At 64.1% G+C, this 17,764-nt stretch carries 15 protein-coding genes and 1 pseudogene; 11 read left to right on the top strand and 5 right to left on the bottom strand.

The annotated features are described in order from the left end of the window. Positions 1-41: 41 nt before the first annotated feature. Positions 42-1,535: an amino acid permease gene (locus ACFTZB_RS28175; RefSeq protein WP_378436273.1), complete on the bottom strand. Its 1,494-nt coding sequence runs from the start codon at positions 1,533-1,535 to the stop codon at positions 42-44. A gap of 972 nt (positions 1,536-2,507) precedes the next feature. Further along, positions 2,508-3,761 (bottom strand): pyridoxal phosphate-dependent aminotransferase, encoded by a 1,254-nt coding sequence (locus tag ACFTZB_RS28170; RefSeq protein WP_378436271.1) that lies wholly within the window; start codon positions 3,759-3,761, stop codon positions 2,508-2,510. 140 nt (positions 3,762-3,901) lie between these two features. Here ACFTZB_RS28170 and ACFTZB_RS28165 point away from each other — a divergent pair, with 140 nt between their 5' ends. The 3 genes and pseudogenes from ACFTZB_RS28165 (at position 3,902) to ACFTZB_RS28155 (ending at position 6,334) form a co-directional block, all read left to right on the top strand. Then, positions 3,902-4,366, top strand: coding sequence for an Lrp/AsnC family transcriptional regulator (locus ACFTZB_RS28165; RefSeq protein WP_378436269.1), 465 nt, complete (start codon positions 3,902-3,904; stop codon positions 4,364-4,366). A 108-nt stretch (positions 4,367-4,474) separates the two neighbouring features. Next, positions 4,475-4,947: pseudogene (locus ACFTZB_RS28160) on the top strand (transposase); the annotation flags it as partial. A 589-nt stretch (positions 4,948-5,536) separates the two neighbouring features. After that, positions 5,537-6,334: an SDR family NAD(P)-dependent oxidoreductase gene (locus ACFTZB_RS28155; RefSeq protein ID WP_378436267.1), complete on the top strand. Its 798-nt coding sequence runs from the start codon at positions 5,537-5,539 to the stop codon at positions 6,332-6,334. A 521-nt stretch (positions 6,335-6,855) separates the two neighbouring features. Here ACFTZB_RS28155 and ACFTZB_RS28150 read toward each other — a convergent pair. Then, positions 6,856-7,797: a LysR family transcriptional regulator gene (locus ACFTZB_RS28150; RefSeq protein ID WP_378436265.1), complete on the bottom strand. Its 942-nt coding sequence runs from the start codon at positions 7,795-7,797 to the stop codon at positions 6,856-6,858. Positions 7,798-8,028: 231 nt separating this feature from the next. Between ACFTZB_RS28150 and ACFTZB_RS28145 the strand changes: the two genes are divergently transcribed. Beyond that, positions 8,029-8,574 (top strand): flavin reductase family protein, encoded by a 546-nt coding sequence (locus tag ACFTZB_RS28145; RefSeq protein ID WP_378436263.1) that lies wholly within the window; start codon positions 8,029-8,031, stop codon positions 8,572-8,574. 164 nt (positions 8,575-8,738) lie between these two features. Further along, the gene (locus ACFTZB_RS28140; protein ID WP_378436261.1) at positions 8,739-9,029 is read left to right on the top strand and encodes a WhiB family transcriptional regulator; all 291 of its coding nucleotides are present in this window, start codon (positions 8,739-8,741) and stop codon (positions 9,027-9,029) included. A 241-nt stretch (positions 9,030-9,270) separates the two neighbouring features. Here ACFTZB_RS28140 and ACFTZB_RS28135 read toward each other — a convergent pair whose 3' ends face one another. Both ACFTZB_RS28135 and ACFTZB_RS28130 read right to left on the bottom strand, forming a co-directional pair. Continuing rightward, a complete protein-coding gene (locus tag ACFTZB_RS28135; RefSeq protein ID WP_378436259.1) occupies positions 9,271-10,302 on the bottom strand; it encodes a cyclase family protein in 1,032 nt (343 codons plus the stop codon). Further along, positions 10,299-11,114 (bottom strand): IclR family transcriptional regulator C-terminal domain-containing protein, encoded by an 816-nt coding sequence (locus tag ACFTZB_RS28130; RefSeq protein ID WP_378436257.1) that lies wholly within the window; start codon positions 11,112-11,114, stop codon positions 10,299-10,301. Before ACFTZB_RS28130 ends, ACFTZB_RS28135 begins: the two co-directional genes overlap by 4 nt. Before the next feature lie 194 nt (positions 11,115-11,308). Here ACFTZB_RS28130 and ACFTZB_RS28125 point away from each other — a divergent pair, with 194 nt between their 5' ends. The 6 genes from ACFTZB_RS28125 to ACFTZB_RS28100 all read left to right on the top strand — a co-directional run bounded on the left by ACFTZB_RS28125 (position 11,309) and on the right by ACFTZB_RS28100 (position 17,538). Beyond that, complete coding sequence (locus tag ACFTZB_RS28125) at positions 11,309-12,133, top strand: dioxygenase (protein WP_378436255.1); 825 nt, start codon at positions 11,309-11,311, stop codon at positions 12,131-12,133. Positions 12,134-12,144: 11 nt separating this feature from the next. Continuing rightward, positions 12,145-13,269, top strand: coding sequence for a muconate cycloisomerase family protein (locus ACFTZB_RS28120; RefSeq protein WP_378436253.1), 1,125 nt, complete (start codon positions 12,145-12,147; stop codon positions 13,267-13,269). Positions 13,270-13,574: 305 nt separating this feature from the next. Continuing rightward, positions 13,575-14,846, top strand: coding sequence for an LLM class flavin-dependent oxidoreductase (locus tag ACFTZB_RS28115; protein WP_378436251.1), 1,272 nt, complete (start codon positions 13,575-13,577; stop codon positions 14,844-14,846). Continuing rightward, a complete protein-coding gene (locus tag ACFTZB_RS28110) occupies positions 14,843-15,646 on the top strand; it encodes an alpha/beta fold hydrolase (RefSeq protein WP_378436249.1) in 804 nt (267 codons plus the stop codon). The genes ACFTZB_RS28115 and ACFTZB_RS28110 overlap by 4 nt, the downstream gene beginning before the upstream one ends. A gap of 54 nt (positions 15,647-15,700) precedes the next feature. Next, positions 15,701-16,246, top strand: coding sequence for a flavin reductase family protein (locus ACFTZB_RS28105; protein ID WP_378436247.1), 546 nt, complete (start codon positions 15,701-15,703; stop codon positions 16,244-16,246). Between the two features lie 224 nt (positions 16,247-16,470). Further along, on the top strand, positions 16,471-17,538 hold the full coding sequence (locus tag ACFTZB_RS28100; RefSeq protein WP_378436245.1) for a maleylacetate reductase: 1,068 nt from the start codon (positions 16,471-16,473) through the stop codon (positions 17,536-17,538). Positions 17,539-17,764 lie beyond the last annotated feature (226 nt).

The following is a 17,764-nucleotide window of genomic DNA, read 5'->3' as shown; positions in this document are numbered from 1 at the left end:
GGGCGCGGGTGCCGATTCGGAGAACGTAGCGTGACTAGGCGCTAGTTTCGTTCTTGGTGAACGGGACAAGCGGCCTCGATCTGCCGAACTCGATTGCGTGCAAGAAACCATCCGCCGACAAGTGCGGGTCCGACAACAACAATCGTTGCCGTGATAGTGAATGTGCCGATCGGGTAGTCAAATGCGGTCAAGACCACAACCGCGCCGAGGAACAGGAGTGCAGCGATACCGGTGTAGGGTGCGCCGAGCATGCGGAAACTCGGTCGACTCACCTTTCCCTCACGAGACCAACGCCAAAGCTGCAATTGACAAGCAAGGATCGACACCCAGGCGGTGATGATTCCAACCGATGCGAGATTGAGCACGATCTCGAAGGCATCTGAGGGCACCACAGCGTTGAGTCCGACACCGGCGAGTGCGACGACGGCTGTCATCAAGATGCCGCCGTAGGGGACGCCTGCCTTGTTCATGCGAGCTGCGAACTTCGGCGCAGAGCCACTGATTGACAGCGAGCGCATGATTCGACCAGTCGAGTACAGTCCCGCGTTGAGAGACGATAGGGCGGCGGTAAGAACGACCATATTCATCACGGCATCCGCGCCGGATACGCCGATCGACCCAAAAAAGGTGACGAATGGACTCTCGCCAGCTTTGTAAGCGGTGTAGGGGAGCAGCAGCGCCAATAGCGTGACCGTGCCGACGTAAAAGACTGCAACTCGGAAGAGCACGGCATTGATCGCCTTGGGCATGACTTTTTCCGGGTCTTTCGTCTCGCCGGCGGCGGTTCCAATAAGTTCGATAGCGCCATACGCGAAAATTACACCTTGTGTGATCACGAGAGCAGGAAGCAACCCGTTGGGCATCAGGCCGCCATTGTCGGAGATGAGGTTGAAACCAGGTTCCCGACCGTTGACCGGGACCCGGAAGAGTACGAAGTACATTCCGACCAAGAGGAACCCGATTAATGCGGTCACCTTTATTGCGGAGAACCAGAACTCCAACTCGCCGAAGACCTTTACCGAGATCAGGTTGACCGCGAGGACGACGCACAATGCGACCAGGGCGAAGAGCCATTGCGGTATCGCCTGGAGCGCAGAGACGTACTTCTTGAAGAAGTTCATGTAGAGAGCAATGGCGGTCACGTCTGCAATCGCAATCATCGACCAACACATCCAGTACGACCATCCGACGACGAACGCCGCCTTCTCACCGAAAAATTCGCGCGAGTAGGATACGAATGAGCCGGAAGTCGGGCGATGAAGTACCAGTTCCCCCAATGCACGCAATAGTAGGAACGCGAACACGCCGCAACACGCATATACGAAGACAAGCGCAGGACCCGCCAACGCGAGTCGTCCCCCGGCGCCCATGAACAGACCTGTTCCGATAGCGCCGCCGATCGCCAGCATGCGAATCTGCCGCGCCTTCAGGTCTTTGTGGTAGCCGAGTTCTTCGTTCAAACTTGAACTCTCGGCAATTCGCGGCTGCCCGTCTTGCGTTATCTGCCCTTGTTTGTTCTTGCTTGGATGTGACATCTTGCGACTCCTTCAAGCAGTGGTGCTCCGATGGTGTGGAGAATTAGAAATTCGGGTAGTATGCCCCGGCCCTCTGTCGTCAGGGTGGAAATTGTGCAAGCGCGAAGATGCGCCGGGACGAAAACTGATTGTTGATCTCCAACGCGCAGTTGGCGCTTCAAGACGATCCGTAGGTGGATGGCACCGATCGTTGTCGGAGTCATGCGTGTTGATTTGGATTCCGAGGGGTGCGTCGAGGCGTATAGAGAGGCCAGGACCCGGTTACAGCCAGGGCGCCGATGGTCCTGGTAAGCGGACCTGTCGGAATCGCAACATCGTCGAGCAAAGTGCGCTGCCGTAGATGCCTCGGAATCGTGAGCCAACGCGGTGAACACGCACTCTCCCGCCGTTATGGCGTGCTCACCGCCCGACAAAGACGATCCATCTATTCCGCAATTTGCGGACAGGGCCTAGGTCTGCGGCAGCGCATCACGATGCAAAGGTGAATGGCGATCATGAGACGGCAACTCCCGTTGTGGGAGATCCCGCGGCGATTCGAGGCGTCCCTCAAGGTTGCGTTGCTGTACGAGTCGGCCTAGGGACCAAGTCAAGATGAGGTGGATTGCAAGTTTCTGCATTCGGAGTTGTACCCAGTGCGACTCGTTTACGCGCGGTATGCCGTGCTACCGTGTTGCCGAGCACCGGATTCGCTGTGACACCTCCGAATCGGAAGACATGGGTGGTGGGCAGAACGGGCCGCCTCAGTCTGGTGTTCGTCAGACTTTGTCGACAGTGGACTGTGCCTGTTCTCTGAGTCCTTCGATGCCGAGTTTGACGCTCTGTCCTGCCGACAGAAATACAGTGGGCATGCCAAGGCCGACTCCGGGCGGGGTACCGTTAGCAACAATGTCGCCGCTGGGGGTCAGCGATCTCGTCACGAGTGGCCATCCGCTGGCCGATTGGTGAGTATAGGCAATCGCGCCCTGTGTTTGGTTAGTTGGTACAAGAAGCGAGCAACGGCCGGGCTTGTGCTTGCTTGAGGTCTGACAGTGCAGCTGCGAGTTTTGTGACGGCCTCTCGCAACGTCTCTTCAGAGCTCGCAAATGAAATTCGGATATGACCGGGCATTCCGAATCCAGAGCCGGGCATCAAGGCGACACCGGCTTTGCGCAGAATGTACAAGACAAGATCGAGGTCGCTTTCAATGCGTACTTCATCTGCGTCAGTAAGACCCAAGTAGGCTGTGCAGTCTGCAAACAAAAAGAATGTGGCGCGCGGGACCGTGAACGGCAGTTCGGGGATGACCTTCATTGCTTCTACAAGGACGTCTCTCCGCGCCCGATATTCGTCCACCTGTGCCCTGATTTCTGCCTGAGGTCCGGTCAGCGCCTCGATGGCGGCAGCTTGCGAGATCGAATTCGGAGAAAATGTGCTGCTCAACGAAACTTCTGTGACGGCCGAAATGATCGGCTTCGGCCCTGCGAGATAGGCGAACCGCCAACCGGTCATCGAATAAGTTTTCGACACCCCGTTTAGCAGAACGGTACGATCCGCGAGTTCCGGCGCTACGTTGACGATGTTCCGGAATGGTCCATCGTCGAAGCGGAGTGCCTCGTACATGTCATCGGACAATACCATCAGGTTCGGGTGGCGCTTTACTACCTCGGCAATGCGCTGCAGTTCGCCTTCGTCGATGACAGCGCCCGTCGGATTTGAAGGTGAGTTGAGGACAAGCCACCGGGACCGAGGGGTCAGCACCTCTTCGATCGCCGTCGCTTGTGGTACGAACCCATGCGCCTGTTGGGTTTGCAGCAAGACCGGCTTCGCCCCGGTCAGCTGGATCGATGAAAGATAGGGAGTGAAGAACGGTGCCGGCAGTACGACTTCGTCGCCTTCGCTAACTGTGGCCATCAGCAGATTGAAAATCGCCTGCACACCTCCCATGGTGACAGTGATTTCATCCAGGTCGTAGGTAAGCTGGTTGTCCCGGAAGAGCTTGTCGCGGATCGCTTGCCGCGCTTCGGCGGTCCCCTCAACTGCTGTATATCGGGTGTGGTTGTTTCGAATCGCGCGAACGGCGGCTTCCTTGACGTGATCTGGCGTGTGGTAGCCAGGTTCACCGACCGAAAGGTAGAGAACTTCCGTGCCACGCCTTTCTTCTTCTTTAGCAGCTTGTACCACCACATGGAAGGGTGAAGGGGCGAGCGAATCGAGTCGACTCGCGCGCGAAAACTTGAACGGTCGCATGCCTGTTGTTCCTGTTCCTGAGGGTTTTTGGCGAGGTGACCAGCGTAACAATGTCGCTTTGGGGATGGGTTGCAAAGTTGGCTCGCGCCTGGAGCTATCCTGGGCGGAGATGCTACAAAAGTGAGCAAAGGGAGAAATGCATGCCAATCAAGCTGGATGTGATCGATCGGAAGATTCTGCGTCTCCTGCAGCAGGATTCGAAGATGCTGAACACTGACCTGGCAGCTCGTGTCGGCCTGTCGCCATCGCCTTGCTCAAGGCGTGTGCGGCTACTGGAGGAGGCGGGGCTTGTGGAGCGCTATGTGGCGCTCTTGAATCGCTCAGCCTTGGATCTGCGAATGACGATTTTCGTCCGTGTAACAATGGAGCGGCAAGATCGGGCGACTGTCGAGAATTTCGCTCAAGAGATCTTGAAGTTGCCTCAGGTTCTCGAGGCGTATCTTATGGCGGGGGGGTACGATTACCTGATCAAAGTTGTTGTTGCAGATCTTGATGAGTATCGAAGCTTGCATGTCGGGCATATCGCGGAAATTCCGGGTGTTCGGAACGTGCATACAGAAGTTCCGCTGAATGAATTAAAGAACACGACCGCACTGCCAGTGTAGGGGTGACGAAAAATAGTCACTGGCAGAAACATTCGGTGATCCACTGGGCTCGACCTGTGGCAAAGCGATTGGTTGTCGATGTCGACGGTTCAGTGCCCGGGTGGGGACGGAGTGTTCGGCAAACTCCATCGAGAGGTGCTCGACGGACAGGTCGCGCGCGCGAACTCAACTGGACGGCAGTGATATTGGATTGGCAAGCGTTCGCGCGAAAGGCGGGATCCCTGACCGGTCCCAGCCCGGCCGACCGCGGCAAGAAGGGATCGAAGATCCACGTCCTGTCCGAAACAAAATAGAATCCCACTGGCCGTGGGCGTGACCGCGGCGAAACACCGACGATAGCTCGATGCTGCAACCGTTGGGGGCAGCGATTCCGGCAACGAAGTCCACACGCGGATCACGCGACGCTGGCGGGAAAGCGTCTGCGCCGACAAGGGTTACGACTACGTTATTCGCTGCGTGAACGAGACATCGTCCCTCGGATCGCCCGCCGCGGAATTGGGCGAAATCTGGATTGCCTGAAGCTCAATCTCCAGTTGATGCAAGCCCCATCCGCCGCAAGGACCGCTGAAGCCGGTGCCGTGCTCTGTGTCGGAGCCGATAGTGACCGACACGACCTCCGGATCGCGGAGCGACGCCCAGCGAGGGTGTTGAAGGAGATGAATGGGCCGACTACATCACGCTGCTACGGACGACAGAGACGAACGCGGGATCGCCTACCGGGCGCGAGTCCCATGGTGACGGAGGCCTCGTAGTAGTCGCCGGAGTCACGACACGCCGAGGAGGTCGGGAAAGCCGACTACAAGGGGCGAAGAAGGCCAGCTGATGTGGACACGACCAGGTCGGGAGGCACGCGTAATGCAAAGCGCAAAAACGGTGCTGAGTGTCCTCAGTGAGCGCCGCAGGCGCCGCACCGCCGACACAATGGTCGGGAGTTGTGGTTGCGCTCACATTGGAGATCCATTAGGTTGCTTGAACTGAAGTCAACTCAATTTGAAGTGAGTGCATTGTTCTGCGCCAAGGTGAGGTTGTCGCGCGCGGCTACAGCAGTACTCCAGGCTTCGCCCACATCGCCGAGGCTGCCTACTTCGGCACAGACATCCCGGCAGCTGTCGGCGAGATCAACCGGTGAGTGCAGTGCGCTCGATTCTGACGAAGGGACTATGAACGAACATGGACAGAACGGCAGCACAGGGCAGATTCGAGGGCGTGGTGGCCCTGGTGACCGGAGGCGGATCGGGAATCGGAGCGGCCGTCGTCGCGCAGCTCGTCGATGAGGGGGCTGCCCGCGTCTACGTGGCCGATCTCGTGGTCGAGAACGTGCGCAAACGGTACGGTGACGACCCCACGACGATCGCACGAGGGGTCGACGTCTCGGACCCGGAGGCCGTCGATGCCGCCATGGCGGAGGTCCTCGACGCAGAGGGGCGGCTCGACGTCGTCGTCCATGCCGCCGGTGTGGACGACCCGGAGTCCAAGAAGATCATCACGGAGGCTTCGGCCGCAGGCACACCGATCGACCTGACGGCGAACCTCACCGATGCGCAGTGGCGCCGAGTGATGTCGGTCAACCTGGACGGCACATTCCACGTGGTGCGCGCCGCCGTGCGGGCGATGAAGCCGAAGGGCGGCTCGATCGTCGTGATCGGCTCGTCCTCAGCGTTCGATACCTTGACGGGATACCCGCACTACGCGGCATCGAAAGCCGCCGTCCATGCCTTCTGCCAGGCCGTCGCCAAGGAGGTGGTGGCGTTCGGTATCCGACTGAACCTCGTCGCTCCCGGCCCGACGGATACCGGTATGGCCGCTCGCACGCCGGAAGAACTCAAAGTGCAGTGGGTCAACAACACACCGGTGCCGTATGCGACACCGGACGAGATCGCGGACAACGTGCTGTTTCTCGCCTCGGAGCAGGCCAGAAACGTGGTGGGTGCGGTGTTGCTCAGCAACCGTGGACGATTCACCGTCTGAGCCCCACGCCCGCCGACAACTGTGTCCCGCCCCTGAATTCAGGGGCGGGACACAGTGCTGCTGCGGTGCTACTGCGGAGACACGAAGTCGCCGATGGGAACGGGATCAGGTCGCGGGTACGAGGAACTTCAGCTGGACCCGGAACGGGTAGGCGCCCGGGCCGTCCACCAAGGACTCGATGAGGGCATCACCGTCCTCGATGGAGATGATCTTGAATTCGAGATCCCTTGCGGATGCAACATCACCGTCTGGCCGATCGTCAAACCTGCGCGGGTTCCCGGATTCTCGGCCACAAGACATGACTAACCCGTACGGGTTCGGTGTGCAAACTGCCGATATCGCGCCGGGTTCGATTAGCTCCGACTGCCTCCTCGGACATCTACCCAAGCGCCACAACCGCCCGTAAACGGATCGTCTAGTGATCGAACTGAAGCTGAGATTCGTATTTCGGTGTTTGCGGGCGGGTGCGCCGGACTATGCCAGCCGACATGGTTTGGCCGTGGGTGGTAAGCGAATCAGGATCAGATGGTGTCGACGTACGCGCCCATTTCCTGGCCTGTCGGGGCCACGTTGATCAGTTTCTTGCTGCGGAGAACGGTCCGGGCGGTGTCGAGGTAGCGGCGGATGAGTGGCCCGACGGCGTCCTTGTGGTAGGCCAGGGCCAGGGGAACGGCCGTTTTCGGTGAGCGGAGGGGCCGGTAGGTGACGCCGTTCATGCGCAGGTGCCGGACCGATTCGGGAGCGACGGCGACACCGAGGCCGGCGGCGACGACGGCGACCAGGGTCGCGGTCTCGGCGACCTGCTGCCGGATGGTGGGAACGAACCCCACCTGGGCGCACGTACTGAGGAGCACGTCGTGCATCGTCGACGGCGCCTGGTAGCCGATGAAGCTTTCGCCGGCGAGGTCGTCCAGATCGATCGCCGTGTTGGTGGCCAACGGGTGCTGGACGGGGAGAACGGCCATCAGCGGCTCGTTGCGCACGAGTTCGACGACGATGTCCGGGACCTTCACCGGCGGGCGCAGCAGGCCGACGGACAAGGTCCCGTCGAGCAGCGCATCGACTTGGGCAGGTGACAGCATCTCGCTGCGAAGAGTGAGTTCGACGTGAGGGTTGCGTTCGCGGTAGGCGCGGACCAGATTCGGCATCAAGTCGTAGGTGGACGAGCCGATGAACCCCAACGACAACGCGCCGATCTCACCGCGAGCGGCCTTGCGGGCAGACTCCACCGCGTCCTCGCTGGCGGCCAGCAGGCTCACGCAGCGGTCGTAGAACACCCGGCCCGCTTCGGTCAGAGCGATCGAGCGGGTGGTGCGCTCGAGCAGGGTCACCCCCAGCTCGCGTTCGAGTTTGCGGATCTGGTGCGAGACCGGGGACTGGGCGATCGACAGCCGCTCCGCTGCCCGGGTGAAGCTGCCCTCGTCGACGACCGTCACGAAGTACTTCATATGCCGAAGTTCCACACCCGCCACCCTAGATTCAGATAAGAAGAAGCTCAATAGCTGAACAAACAGGTGCTGGACATCTAGATACGGGGTTCCTACTCTCAGATATAGAGATTTGGATCACAGCAGAGAGGGTTGGTCGCTCGGCCGCACAGCACCGGCTGACCGTTCCCCACGCTGGTCACCCTCTGGAGGAGAACCCTCCCTCACCACAGCCCGCGCTGCACCTTCGTTCAAGGAGAAGACCCCATGACCACTGCACTCAGCCCCCTGGAGCGCCCGCTGGCCACTGGGACGGAGTCCTCGGGCACCCGAGTCGATCCGGCTACCATCCGTCGAGCCATGGGCCGGGTGCCCACCTCGGTCGCCGTGGTGACCGCCCTGTGCGACGGGGAACCGATCGGCATGACCATCGGGTCGCTGACCTCCGTGTCGCTCGACCCACCCCTCGTGGCGTTCTTCGTCTTCGCCGGATCCTCGACATTCGCCCAATTGCGCCGGTGCGAGCAGTTCTGCATCAACGTGCTCGCCGAGGACCAGGCCGAGATCTGCCACGGATTCGCGCGCCGAGACGGCGAGAAATTCGAGGTCGGCGAGTGGGTACATCACGAGGGTGTGCCGCGGATCATGAATGCGGTGGCCACGGTGTTGTGCGAGCGTGAAAGCCTCTTCGAGGCTGGTGATCATCTCGGGATGCTGGGCCGGGTCACCGACGTCGAGTTCAGCGACAACCGCCCCCTGCTCTACTACCGCGGGCAGACCTCCCAGCTGCACAACCACGAGAGCCGGAACTAGCGAAGCGGCTGCGGGCGCACCGAGGCGCTCCCTCGCCCGGCTCCCTTCCGCCGCGCACGGCGGAAGGGGGACCCGCAGCCGACTGCGCCGGCCCCCCGGCACCCACCCGCACTTGCGGTCCGGTGGTGGCCGGATCCGGCCATTCGAGTGAACAGACAGAGGACATGACTCGATCGGTTTCCACGGCAGTTCGTGGCCGCCTGCGCGCGCCCTCGACTTGGCGCGAATCCGCCGACTGCTCGGCGATGGGCGACTACTACTTCTTCGCCCCGGAGCAGGAGACCGCCGCGGCACGTCTGCTGCGGGAAGACGCTGCCCGCAGCAGCTGCGCACGCTGCCTCGTCCTCGAACCGTGTCGCCGCTACGGCCTCGACACCGCCCAACCTCACGGCATCTGGGGCGGATTGACCGAGTTGGAACGCACCGCGCTCCTCGGGCAATCTCGCGCATCCTGAGACACCGCTGCACGCCCACGCCCCCGCGCCCCGACAGCCGGCGACATCAGCGGCCGACCCGTATCCGGCGAGCGGTCGCCGATCCTGGATTTCCGATGTCGGCGAGCTGATTTCGGTGCGCAACCTGACGCACGGGCGAACCGCGGGCGTTCGACGCCGGCTGGCGGCAGCGTCGAACGCGTGGCGGCATGCCCGACACCGGACGTGGGTCCTGGGGTTGGCGCCGGGGAAGGCAGAGCCGTCAGCGGAGGACGGTGGCGTTGGCTGGTGATCCCACTCCGCCGACGATCGGTAACGGGGAGACGGTGATCAGGCAGTCGTAGCGGCCGTCGGTGGCGCAGGCGGCCGCCAGGGCGTCGAGGTCCCACAGTTCGCCGATGGGCATTCCCAGCAGTCCGATGAGGGCGCGGTGCATGATGCCGGCGTGGGGGTCGCCGGTCTCACCGCGGCGCTCGGCTTCGGAGAGGAACGGTGTGCCGGGTTGGGCCGGCCAGCATTCGAAGGCGAAGTTGTCGGCGGCGACCATCGCGATGCGGTGGTCCCACAGCCACTCCACGACGTCTTCGCTCTGCAGCACGCCGGTGTGAAACTGTTTGTGGACCAGGTTTTCTCGCCACTCGGGTGTGCTGTGGTTGCGGTAGTGGTCGAGCCAGCCGAACCGGAGCAGGAGGGTGTCGCCCGGCAGCACTGTGGTGCCCTGGGCATGCAAGGCTGCGGTGATCGTGGCGAGCGGAACGGGTTCACCGGCCTGGTGGTCCAGTGGTGCGCCCTGGGCGCGGGTGTAGCGGTCGAGGTCGACGAGGATCGCTCGACCGGCGATCGGGAGCTGCGCCAGGTGGTGGATGCTCAGTGTTTCGGTTCCGGGGGTGAAGGTGGTCCCGTCGGCGCCGTTGTAGAAGCCGTGATCGGGGTGCGCGATGTGGCGCAGCCCGTCGATTTGGGAACCGTATTGGGTGTAGAAGCGGTCCAGCCACTCGTCCCGATGGAACGGGGTCCGCTGAAAGATGTGGTGGACGAGAGGTTCCCTGGTCGGTGCCAGGGACGGCGCGATCGTGTCCGAGCGAAGATCGAGTGAAAATGCCTGGCCGGCGCGGACGGCGTCGGCGGACCGAGCCAGGTCGGCCAACCGGAGGAAGTTGAGAGTGCCGAGCTGATCATCGGTGCCGAACACCTTCCACGACGACCCGGCCGGCGCGTCGGTCCGGGAGCGGAGCTCGCGGTAGTGGGGGTAGTCGGTGGCCGGCGCGGTGGTGGCGTGGGCGGGATGTGTCATTGGGCTCTCTCCCGTGGGTTCCGGTGGGCGTAGTTGCCGTCTCCGAGGGCGGCGCTGATCTGTTTCGCCGACGCCACCAACGCAGGCACGAGCTCGGCGACGAGTCCGTCGAAGGATCTGGACGCGGTGCTGCAAGACAGCGAGAGGGCGGCGACCACCCGCCCGTCGGCGTCGTGGACCGGCGCGGCCGCGGAGCGGCGTCCGAGTTCGAGTTCCTGATCGACGGCGTCCCATCCGCGAGCGCGGACCAGATCGAGCCGGGCGGTCAACTCGGTGCGGGTGGTCAGCGTGTGGTCGGTGAGGGCGTGCAGGGCGGCACGGTCGAAGTACCCGTCGAGTTCCTTCGGTGACACCCCGGCCAGGAGCACGTGCCCCATGGACGTGGCGTGCGCGGGCAGTCGGGTGCCCACCGCCAGGTTGATGCTGGTGATCCGGTGCCGCTGAACACGATTGAGGTAGACCACCTCGGTGTCGTCGAGGGTCGCCAGGGAGGTTCCCTCGCCGATCCGGTCGGTCAGCGCCTCCATGACCGGCTGGGCCGCCGCGGGGAGGTTGACCGACGAGAGATACGCGTATCCCAGGCTGAGCATCCGGGGCGTCAGCGCCCAGCGGTAGTCCACCGAACGGGCGAACCCCAGCCGCTCGAGCGTCATCAGGATCCGGCGGACGGTCTGCTTGGTCAGGCCGGTGGCCGCGACCAGGTCGCTCAGCGAGAGGAAGGGACCGGCGTCGGAGAACGCGGTGACCACGGCGATGGCCCGCTCGATCGACTGGATGTAGTCGCGCCGATCGAAGTCCTCGGATTCGTTCATGCCGTTCTTCCTCACCTCTTGACCGGGGCACTGTGACGGACCTAACGTAGCAGTGTCCGCAATACGGTTCAACCGTACGGATTGCGGACAATCTCTCGGGGGGGTCACCTCGCTCGCAGATCGAGCCGCGTGAACAGCCCCGAAGTCCGCGACTCGCGGACCCTCTCTGTCGCTCACCGGAAGGAAAAATCAAAATGGCCGTGACCGATGTGGCCGACCAGGGCCGTATCCGCACCGTCGTCGAAGAACTCGAGCAGGTGCTGCTCGAATTCATCCGCAAACACCAGATCACGCACTCCGAGTATCGGGCGGCGACCGACCTGATCATCGACTCGATCAAGGCCGGCGAGGAATCCTTGCTGTTCGACGTCTTCTTCGAGGCGGAGGCCACCGACGTCGGCAATCTCGGCCGCGAGTGCAGCCCCGAGGCGATCGAGGGCCCGTTCTACCTCCCCGGCGCCCCGGTGCTGACCGGGCCGTTGAACGTGATGCCGCAACGGCCGGACGAGAAGGGCGAGCCCCTGCTCTTTCACGGCAGGGTGACCGGAACCGACGGGAAGCCGCTGGGCGGTGTCGAACTCGATCTCTGGCACGCCGACGCCGACGGGCTGTACTCGAACATCCACCCGAACATCCCGGATTACAATCTGCGCGGGCGCTTCACCTCCGAGCCGGACGGCACGTTCCGGGTGCTGACCATCCTGCCGCCGCCGTACGAGATCCCCAAGGACGGCCCCACCGGGACGGTGCTGCGGGCCCTCGGCCGGCACTTCTTCCGCCCGGCGCACCTGCACATCAAGCTGCGCCGCCGCGACTACGAGGAGATGACCAGCCAGCTGTACTTCCAGGGCGGGGAGTACCTCGACAACGACGTCGCCGGCGCCGTCCGAGACGGGCTGGTGATCGCACTGCACACCGTCGACGACACCACCCTGATCGCCGAGCAGGGACTGAATCGCCCCTACACCGATGCCCGCTACGACTTCGTGCTCGCACCCGCACCCGCACACCAAGCCTGAGCTGGAAGGCGATGAACGAGATGATCATCTCCACGATCGAGACCACCATCCTCGACGTCCCGATCCGGCGCCCGCACAAGTTCTCGATCCTGACCATCGATTCGCAGAGTCTGCTGCTGGTCCGTATTACCACCATCGACGGGGTCGTCGGGATCGGCGAAGGAGTCGTGCCCGGTGGGCCGTGGTGGGGCGGTGAGTCGATCGAGGGGATGAAGGCCCTGATCGACCGCTACCTGACACCGCTGCTCGTCGGGCAGGATCTGAGCCGGGTCGGCTACCTCGGCCGCAAGCTGGACCGGATGATCGGCGGCGCCGAATTCGCGAAAGCCGCCGTCGAGATGGCGCTGTGGGATGCGTGCGGGAAGGGTTTCGGCCTTCCGGTGTATCAGCTGCTCGGCGGGGCGCACCGTGATCGGCTGCCGGTGACCTGGGCGTTGGGTGCCGAACCGGCGGACGTGGTGATCGAGGAGGCACGAAAGAAGCTCGACGCGGGTGAGCACCGGTCGTTCAAGCTGAAGATGGGATCGGGCCTACCCGCCGACGACGTCGCCCGGGTCACCGCGGTGGCCGACGCGCTCGCCGGCCGGGCCGACCTCGCAGTGGACCTGAACGGGTCCTGGGACGTTCTCACCGCGGAGCGGTACCTCCCGGAGCTGGCCGCGGCCGGGATCGGCCTGATCGAACAACCCGTGCCGCGGTGGGATGTGGGCGGTATGGCGCGGCTGGCCGACCTGCTCACCATTCCCGTGATGGCGGACGAGAGCCTGCGCACGTCCCATGATGCGGTGCAGCTGTGCACCAGCGGCGCCGCCGATGTCCTCGCGGTCAAGCTCGCCAAGGGCGGCGGGATCAGCAACGTTCTCGCGGTCGGTGCGGTCGCCGATGCGTTCGGCGTCCCCTGCTACGGCGGCACCACCATCGAGTCCTCGATCGGCACCGCGGCCTCCCTGCACGCGTTCTGTGCGATGCCGTCGCTCACCGCGGGAACCGAGCTGTTCGGCACCCTGTTGCTCTCCGATGACATCGTCGTCGATCCCGTCGTCTTCAAGGACGGCTTCCTGCACCTGCCCACTGGCCCCGGCCTCGGCATCGAGATCGACGAGCGGAAGATCGCCCAGTACGCCCGACCCGCCTGAGCCCAGTCGGGCGTCACCGTGTCCCGCCCGACCGGGCGCTGCCTCGGCGGCCACCGGGACACCCGTCCTCGCGGCGAACTCGGACCTGAAAACCGTGCCGCAAGCGTCAGGGGACATCCCTGCCATCTATCTAGATACAAAAGATCTGAATAGCTCAACAAACAGGTGTTAGACATCTAGGTAGCGCCCACTTAGCCTCGATTGAGAGAGATGGATCACAGCAGATAAGGGGAGTGGTCGGAGTCTCGTTCCGGCCGGATCGCGATGTCGCGGTCCCTGCCTCACCGCAATTCAGAGGAGAACACATGAAGGTCAACTTGTTCCTGCAGGCGCCGTACCGGTACCTGCCCGACGACTTCGAAGACAACCACGAGTCGGTGTGCAACATCCCGTACTCGCTCGTCACCCGGGACGGCATGTACTCGTCGATTCGGGATTTCATGGACGAGCTGATGCTCGGCGCCCGCAGCGGCTACGACGGCGTGGCGGTCACCGAGCACGGGCAGAGCAGCTACGACATGGTGCCCAACCCGGACCTGATCTCGAGCGCCCTGGCCTACATGACCGAGGCCGAGGGCCTCGAGGTCGCCGTCTACCCGATGGGCCGCTCCCTCGGCAAGGCGCGCGAGCCGCTCCGGGCCGCGGACGAGTACGCGATGATCGACGTGATGAGCGGCGGCCGCCTGGTCGCCGGCCTGACGGTCGGCCTGAGCTACGACGCCAACATCAACAACGGTGTCCCGCCGATCGAGGTCCGCCCCCGCTTCGACGAGAATCTCGAGCTGGTTCTGCGTTCCTGGCGCGAGCAGGAACCGTTCGCCTGGAACGGCCGGTACTCGCAGTACCCGATGGTGAACATGTGGCCGCGGCCGTTGCAGGAGAAAGTGCCCGTGTGGATCACCGGCATCGGCAACCCCCGCACCATGCGGATGTGCTTCGATCGCGGCTTCGGCTTCAACTACCTGAGCTGGTTCGGCGCCAAACTGACCGGCAAACGGATCTTCGACCGCATGTGGGAGCAGGCCGACGAGGCCGGCGTCGCCCGCAACCCCTACCGCGTCGGCTTCCTGCAGACCATCGCCGTGTCCGAAACGGACGAGCGTGCCGAGGTCGAATACGGCCCGCACGCCGAGTACGCCTTCCGCAAGGGCCTGGGCTCGATCCCGATCGAAAAGCTCGGGCTGCCCGGCGCCATCGACATCAACGGGGTCAAGGCCCTGATCAAGGACCCCGGCGACTTCGGTCTCTACCACAAGATGCGCACCGTCACCTTCCGTGAGCTGGTCGAGGCGGGCGTGATCGTCGTCGGCAGCCCCGACACGGTCGCCGAACAGTTGCTCGACTTCTGCCGCGAATACGGCATCGGCAACCTGCACGCCATGCTCGGCTTCGGCTCACTGCCCCGGCACCTGGTGATGAAGAACATCCAGCTGTTCGCCGAGGAGGTCCTGCCGCGGCTGCGCGAACTGTGGACCGACACCGACCACGAACACCACTGGTGGCCCAGCCGCCTCGGCGGCAATCCGACCGCCTACGAGACCACCGCCAAGACCACCGCAGGAGCGAACGCCCGATGACTACCACCTCCACCATCACCGAACAGACCCTCGACATTTGGGGCGGCCGACTGAGCATCACCGTCAAGGTGGCGGGGGCCGGTGCGCCGCTGCTGTACCTGCACCCGGCCGGCGGCCTGGTCTGGGACCCGTTCCTGACCCACCTGGCCTCGCGCTACACCGTCTACGCCCCCGAGTTCCCGGGCACCAGCGAAGGCAACCCCTACGCGATCCACACGATCGACACCCTCGGTGACATGGTCCTGGCCTACGAGGAACTGATCCGAGGGCTCGGACTCGAGCATCCGGTCGTGGTCGGGCAGTCCTTCGGCGGCATGCTCGCCGCCGAACTCGCCGCCGCGTTTCCCACCCTGCCGGAGAAGCTGATCCTGCTCGACCCGATCGGCCTGTGGAACGAGGACGCCCCGACCGCGAACTGGGTCGCCACCCCGCCCGCCCAGCTACCCGCGCTGCTGTTCCACGACCCCACCAGCGCGGCCGCCCAGGCGATGCTCGCCCCGTCCGACGACCTCGAACAACAGCAGGCCGCCGCCGCGGCGATGGTGTGGGCGTTCGGATGTACCGGCAAATTCACCTGGCCGATCCCCGACCGTGGACTCAAGCACCGCCTGCACCGCGTCACCGCACCCACGCTGATCGTCTGGGGCCGCAACGACAGCCTCGTCTCGGCGGATTACGCCGAGCACTTCCACAAGCTCGTCACCGACAGCACCGTCACCCTCATCGACGAGTGCGGCCACATCCCCCAGGTCGAAAAGCTCGACGACACCATCGAGGCCGTCGACAAGTTCCTCATCTGACCCGACACGCACCGCGCCTTCCCGACCGGCCCCCGACGCACCAGGAAGCCAACCATGACCCCAGCACTGGACCATCCCGCCCCCGACGCCTCCCCTGCGCACGAGCGCACCCCCGGCCTCGATCCGGCGACGATCCGCCGCGCCATGGGCCGCGTGCCCACCTCGGTCGCCGTTGTCACCGCCCTGTGCGCCGGGGAACCGGTCGGGATGACCATCGGCTCATTCACCTCGGTGTCCCTCGACCCCCCGCTGGTGGCGTTCTTCGCCTTCTCCGGTTCCTCGACCTTCGCCAAACTCCGTGACTGCGAACGGTTCTGCATCAACGTCCTCGCCGAAGACCAGCACGAGATCTGCTTCGGCTTCGCCACCCTCGACGGCGCCAAGTTCGACGTCGGCGAATGGGAGTACCACCACGGCATCCCCACCATCAAGAACGCCGTCACCACCGTGCTGTGCGAGCAGGACCAGGTATTCGAAACCGGCGACCACCTCGGCATGCTCGGCCGGGTCACCGACATCGAGTTCAGCGACAACAAGCCCCTGGTCTACTACCGCGGCCAAACCTCGCAACTCGACGACCACCCACAGCCGAACGACTGAGGCCGCTCCACTCGCCTCCGGGGCGCGGGCGGTACCCGCCTCACGAACACGATCCACCACGTGAGCGGAACTGCCAGCGCCAGGACACAACTCGACCACCCTTCACGGACAGCGCGAACTCCTGTCCGCGTTGGAGCCCAGGCTCGGACGACCGGAAACGCACACCTGTTCCACCCACACACCCACGATCGACGCGAAAATTACTGTTTTGGAGGCACACCCGCATGAGCCTGGTCTTCGATCACGTCACCCTCGGACAGCGTGTCCTGTTCGGCTCCGGCCGCGCCGCCGAGAACCTCGCGGCCGAGGTGGACCGGCTCGGCGCCAGCCGGGTGATGGTTATCGCCTCCCAATCCGAACATTCCGTCGCCCGGGAGGTAGCCGCGGGCATCGACGTGACCGTGTTCCACGACGACGTGGCCCCGCATGTCCCGGTCACCAAGGCCGACAAGGCGCGGGCGGCGGCAACGGAGAATGCGATCGACCTGTTGGTGTGCATCGGCGGCGGGTCGACCACCGGATTGGCGAAGGCCGTTGCGCTGACCACTGGACTGCCGATCGTCGCGGTACCCACCACCTACGCCGGCTCCGAGGCCACCAACGTGTGGGGCCTGACCGAAGCGGCACACAAAACCACCGGCGTCGACGATGCGGTCCTGCCCGCCACCGTCGTCTACGACGCCCAGCTGACGCTGTCCCTGCCGGTGGAACTGTCGGTCGCGTCCGGGCTCAACGCCATGGCGCACTGCATCGACTCGATGTGGGCGCCGCGCACCGACCCGATCAACAAGGCACTCGCCTCCGAAGGCATCCGGGCACTCGCCGACGGGCTGCCCGCGATCAAGGCCGATCCGCACGATGTGACCGGACGCGAGCAGGCCCAGTACGGCGCCTATCTGTCGGCCGTCGCATTCGCCTCCGCCGGCTCCGGTCTGCACCACCAGATCTGCCACGTCCTCGGAGGCGCGTACGACCTGCCCCACGCCCAGACCCACGCGACTGTCCTGCCCTACGTGCTCGCCTTCAACGCACCCGCCGCACCCGACGCCGAACGCCGGATCGCGGCCGCCTTCGGCACCGGCACCGCGAGCGCCGGACTCAACGACCTGCGGGTCGTACTCGACGCCCCCCGTGCGCTCAAGGACTGCGGCCTCGACGAGGCTGCCATCCCCGAGGCCGTCGAAAGGATCCTGCCCTTCGTACCTGACTCGAACCCCCGCCCGGTCACCTCTCACGACCTCGAGACCCTCCTGCTCGCAGCGCATTCCGGCGAAACCCCAGCCGGAACCTGATGTGCAACCGACAGACAGTGGCCGGGGCGGTCGGGGTCGCTCGTCTAGCGTTTGATGCCTGCGCCGCTCTCGCATCGATTCGCATTCGTCTGGGCCCACGCGACCGCCGTCGCGAACACAGCACGACGCGATCTCGCTTCCCCCAGGGAACCAGCGGACGCGCATCTTTGCGACCTGGGGGTCGTCGTGGAACTGACCTAGATAGATAGATTTGATTGCTTACGGT

Origin of the sequence: Rhodococcus sp. NPDC057014, assembly GCF_042673295.1 — a bacterium.
Classification (GTDB): Bacteria; Actinomycetota; Actinomycetes; order Mycobacteriales; family Mycobacteriaceae; genus Rhodococcus_F.
The sequence above is the reverse complement of the archived record's forward strand: the minus strand, read 5'-3'. Positions and strand labels throughout refer to the sequence as shown.

Bases quoted from the DNA above. Each gene is read 5' to 3' on its own strand.
- ACFTZB_RS28125 (WP_378436255.1), top strand. From the start codon at position 11,309: ATGGCCGTGACCGATGTGGCCGACCAGGGCCGTATCCGCACCGTCGTC.
- ACFTZB_RS28120 (WP_378436253.1), top strand. From the start codon at position 12,145: ATGAACGAGATGATCATCTCCACGATCGAGACCACCATCCTCGACGTC.
- ACFTZB_RS28105 (WP_378436247.1), top strand. From the start codon at position 15,701: ATGACCCCAGCACTGGACCATCCCGCCCCCGACGCCTCCCCTGCGCAC.
- ACFTZB_RS28115 (WP_378436251.1), top strand. From the start codon at position 13,575: ATGAAGGTCAACTTGTTCCTGCAGGCGCCGTACCGGTACCTGCCCGAC.
- ACFTZB_RS28175 (WP_378436273.1), bottom strand. From the start codon at position 1,535: ATGTCACATCCAAGCAAGAACAAACAAGGGCAGATAACGCAAGACGGG.
- ACFTZB_RS28130 (WP_378436257.1), bottom strand. From the start codon at position 11,114: ATGAACGAATCCGAGGACTTCGATCGGCGCGACTACATCCAGTCGATC.
- ACFTZB_RS28135 (WP_378436259.1), bottom strand. From the start codon at position 10,302: ATGACACATCCCGCCCACGCCACCACCGCGCCGGCCACCGACTACCCC.
- ACFTZB_RS28100 (WP_378436245.1), top strand. From the start codon at position 16,471: ATGAGCCTGGTCTTCGATCACGTCACCCTCGGACAGCGTGTCCTGTTC.
- ACFTZB_RS28145 (WP_378436263.1), top strand. From the start codon at position 8,029: ATGACCACTGCACTCAGCCCCCTGGAGCGCCCGCTGGCCACTGGGACG.
- ACFTZB_RS28110 (WP_378436249.1), top strand. From the start codon at position 14,843: ATGACTACCACCTCCACCATCACCGAACAGACCCTCGACATTTGGGGC.
- ACFTZB_RS28140 (WP_378436261.1), top strand. From the start codon at position 8,739: ATGACTCGATCGGTTTCCACGGCAGTTCGTGGCCGCCTGCGCGCGCCC.
- ACFTZB_RS28165 (WP_378436269.1), top strand. From the start codon at position 3,902: ATGCCAATCAAGCTGGATGTGATCGATCGGAAGATTCTGCGTCTCCTG.
- ACFTZB_RS28170 (WP_378436271.1), bottom strand. From the start codon at position 3,761: ATGCGACCGTTCAAGTTTTCGCGCGCGAGTCGACTCGATTCGCTCGCC.
- ACFTZB_RS28155 (WP_378436267.1), top strand. From the start codon at position 5,537: ATGGACAGAACGGCAGCACAGGGCAGATTCGAGGGCGTGGTGGCCCTG.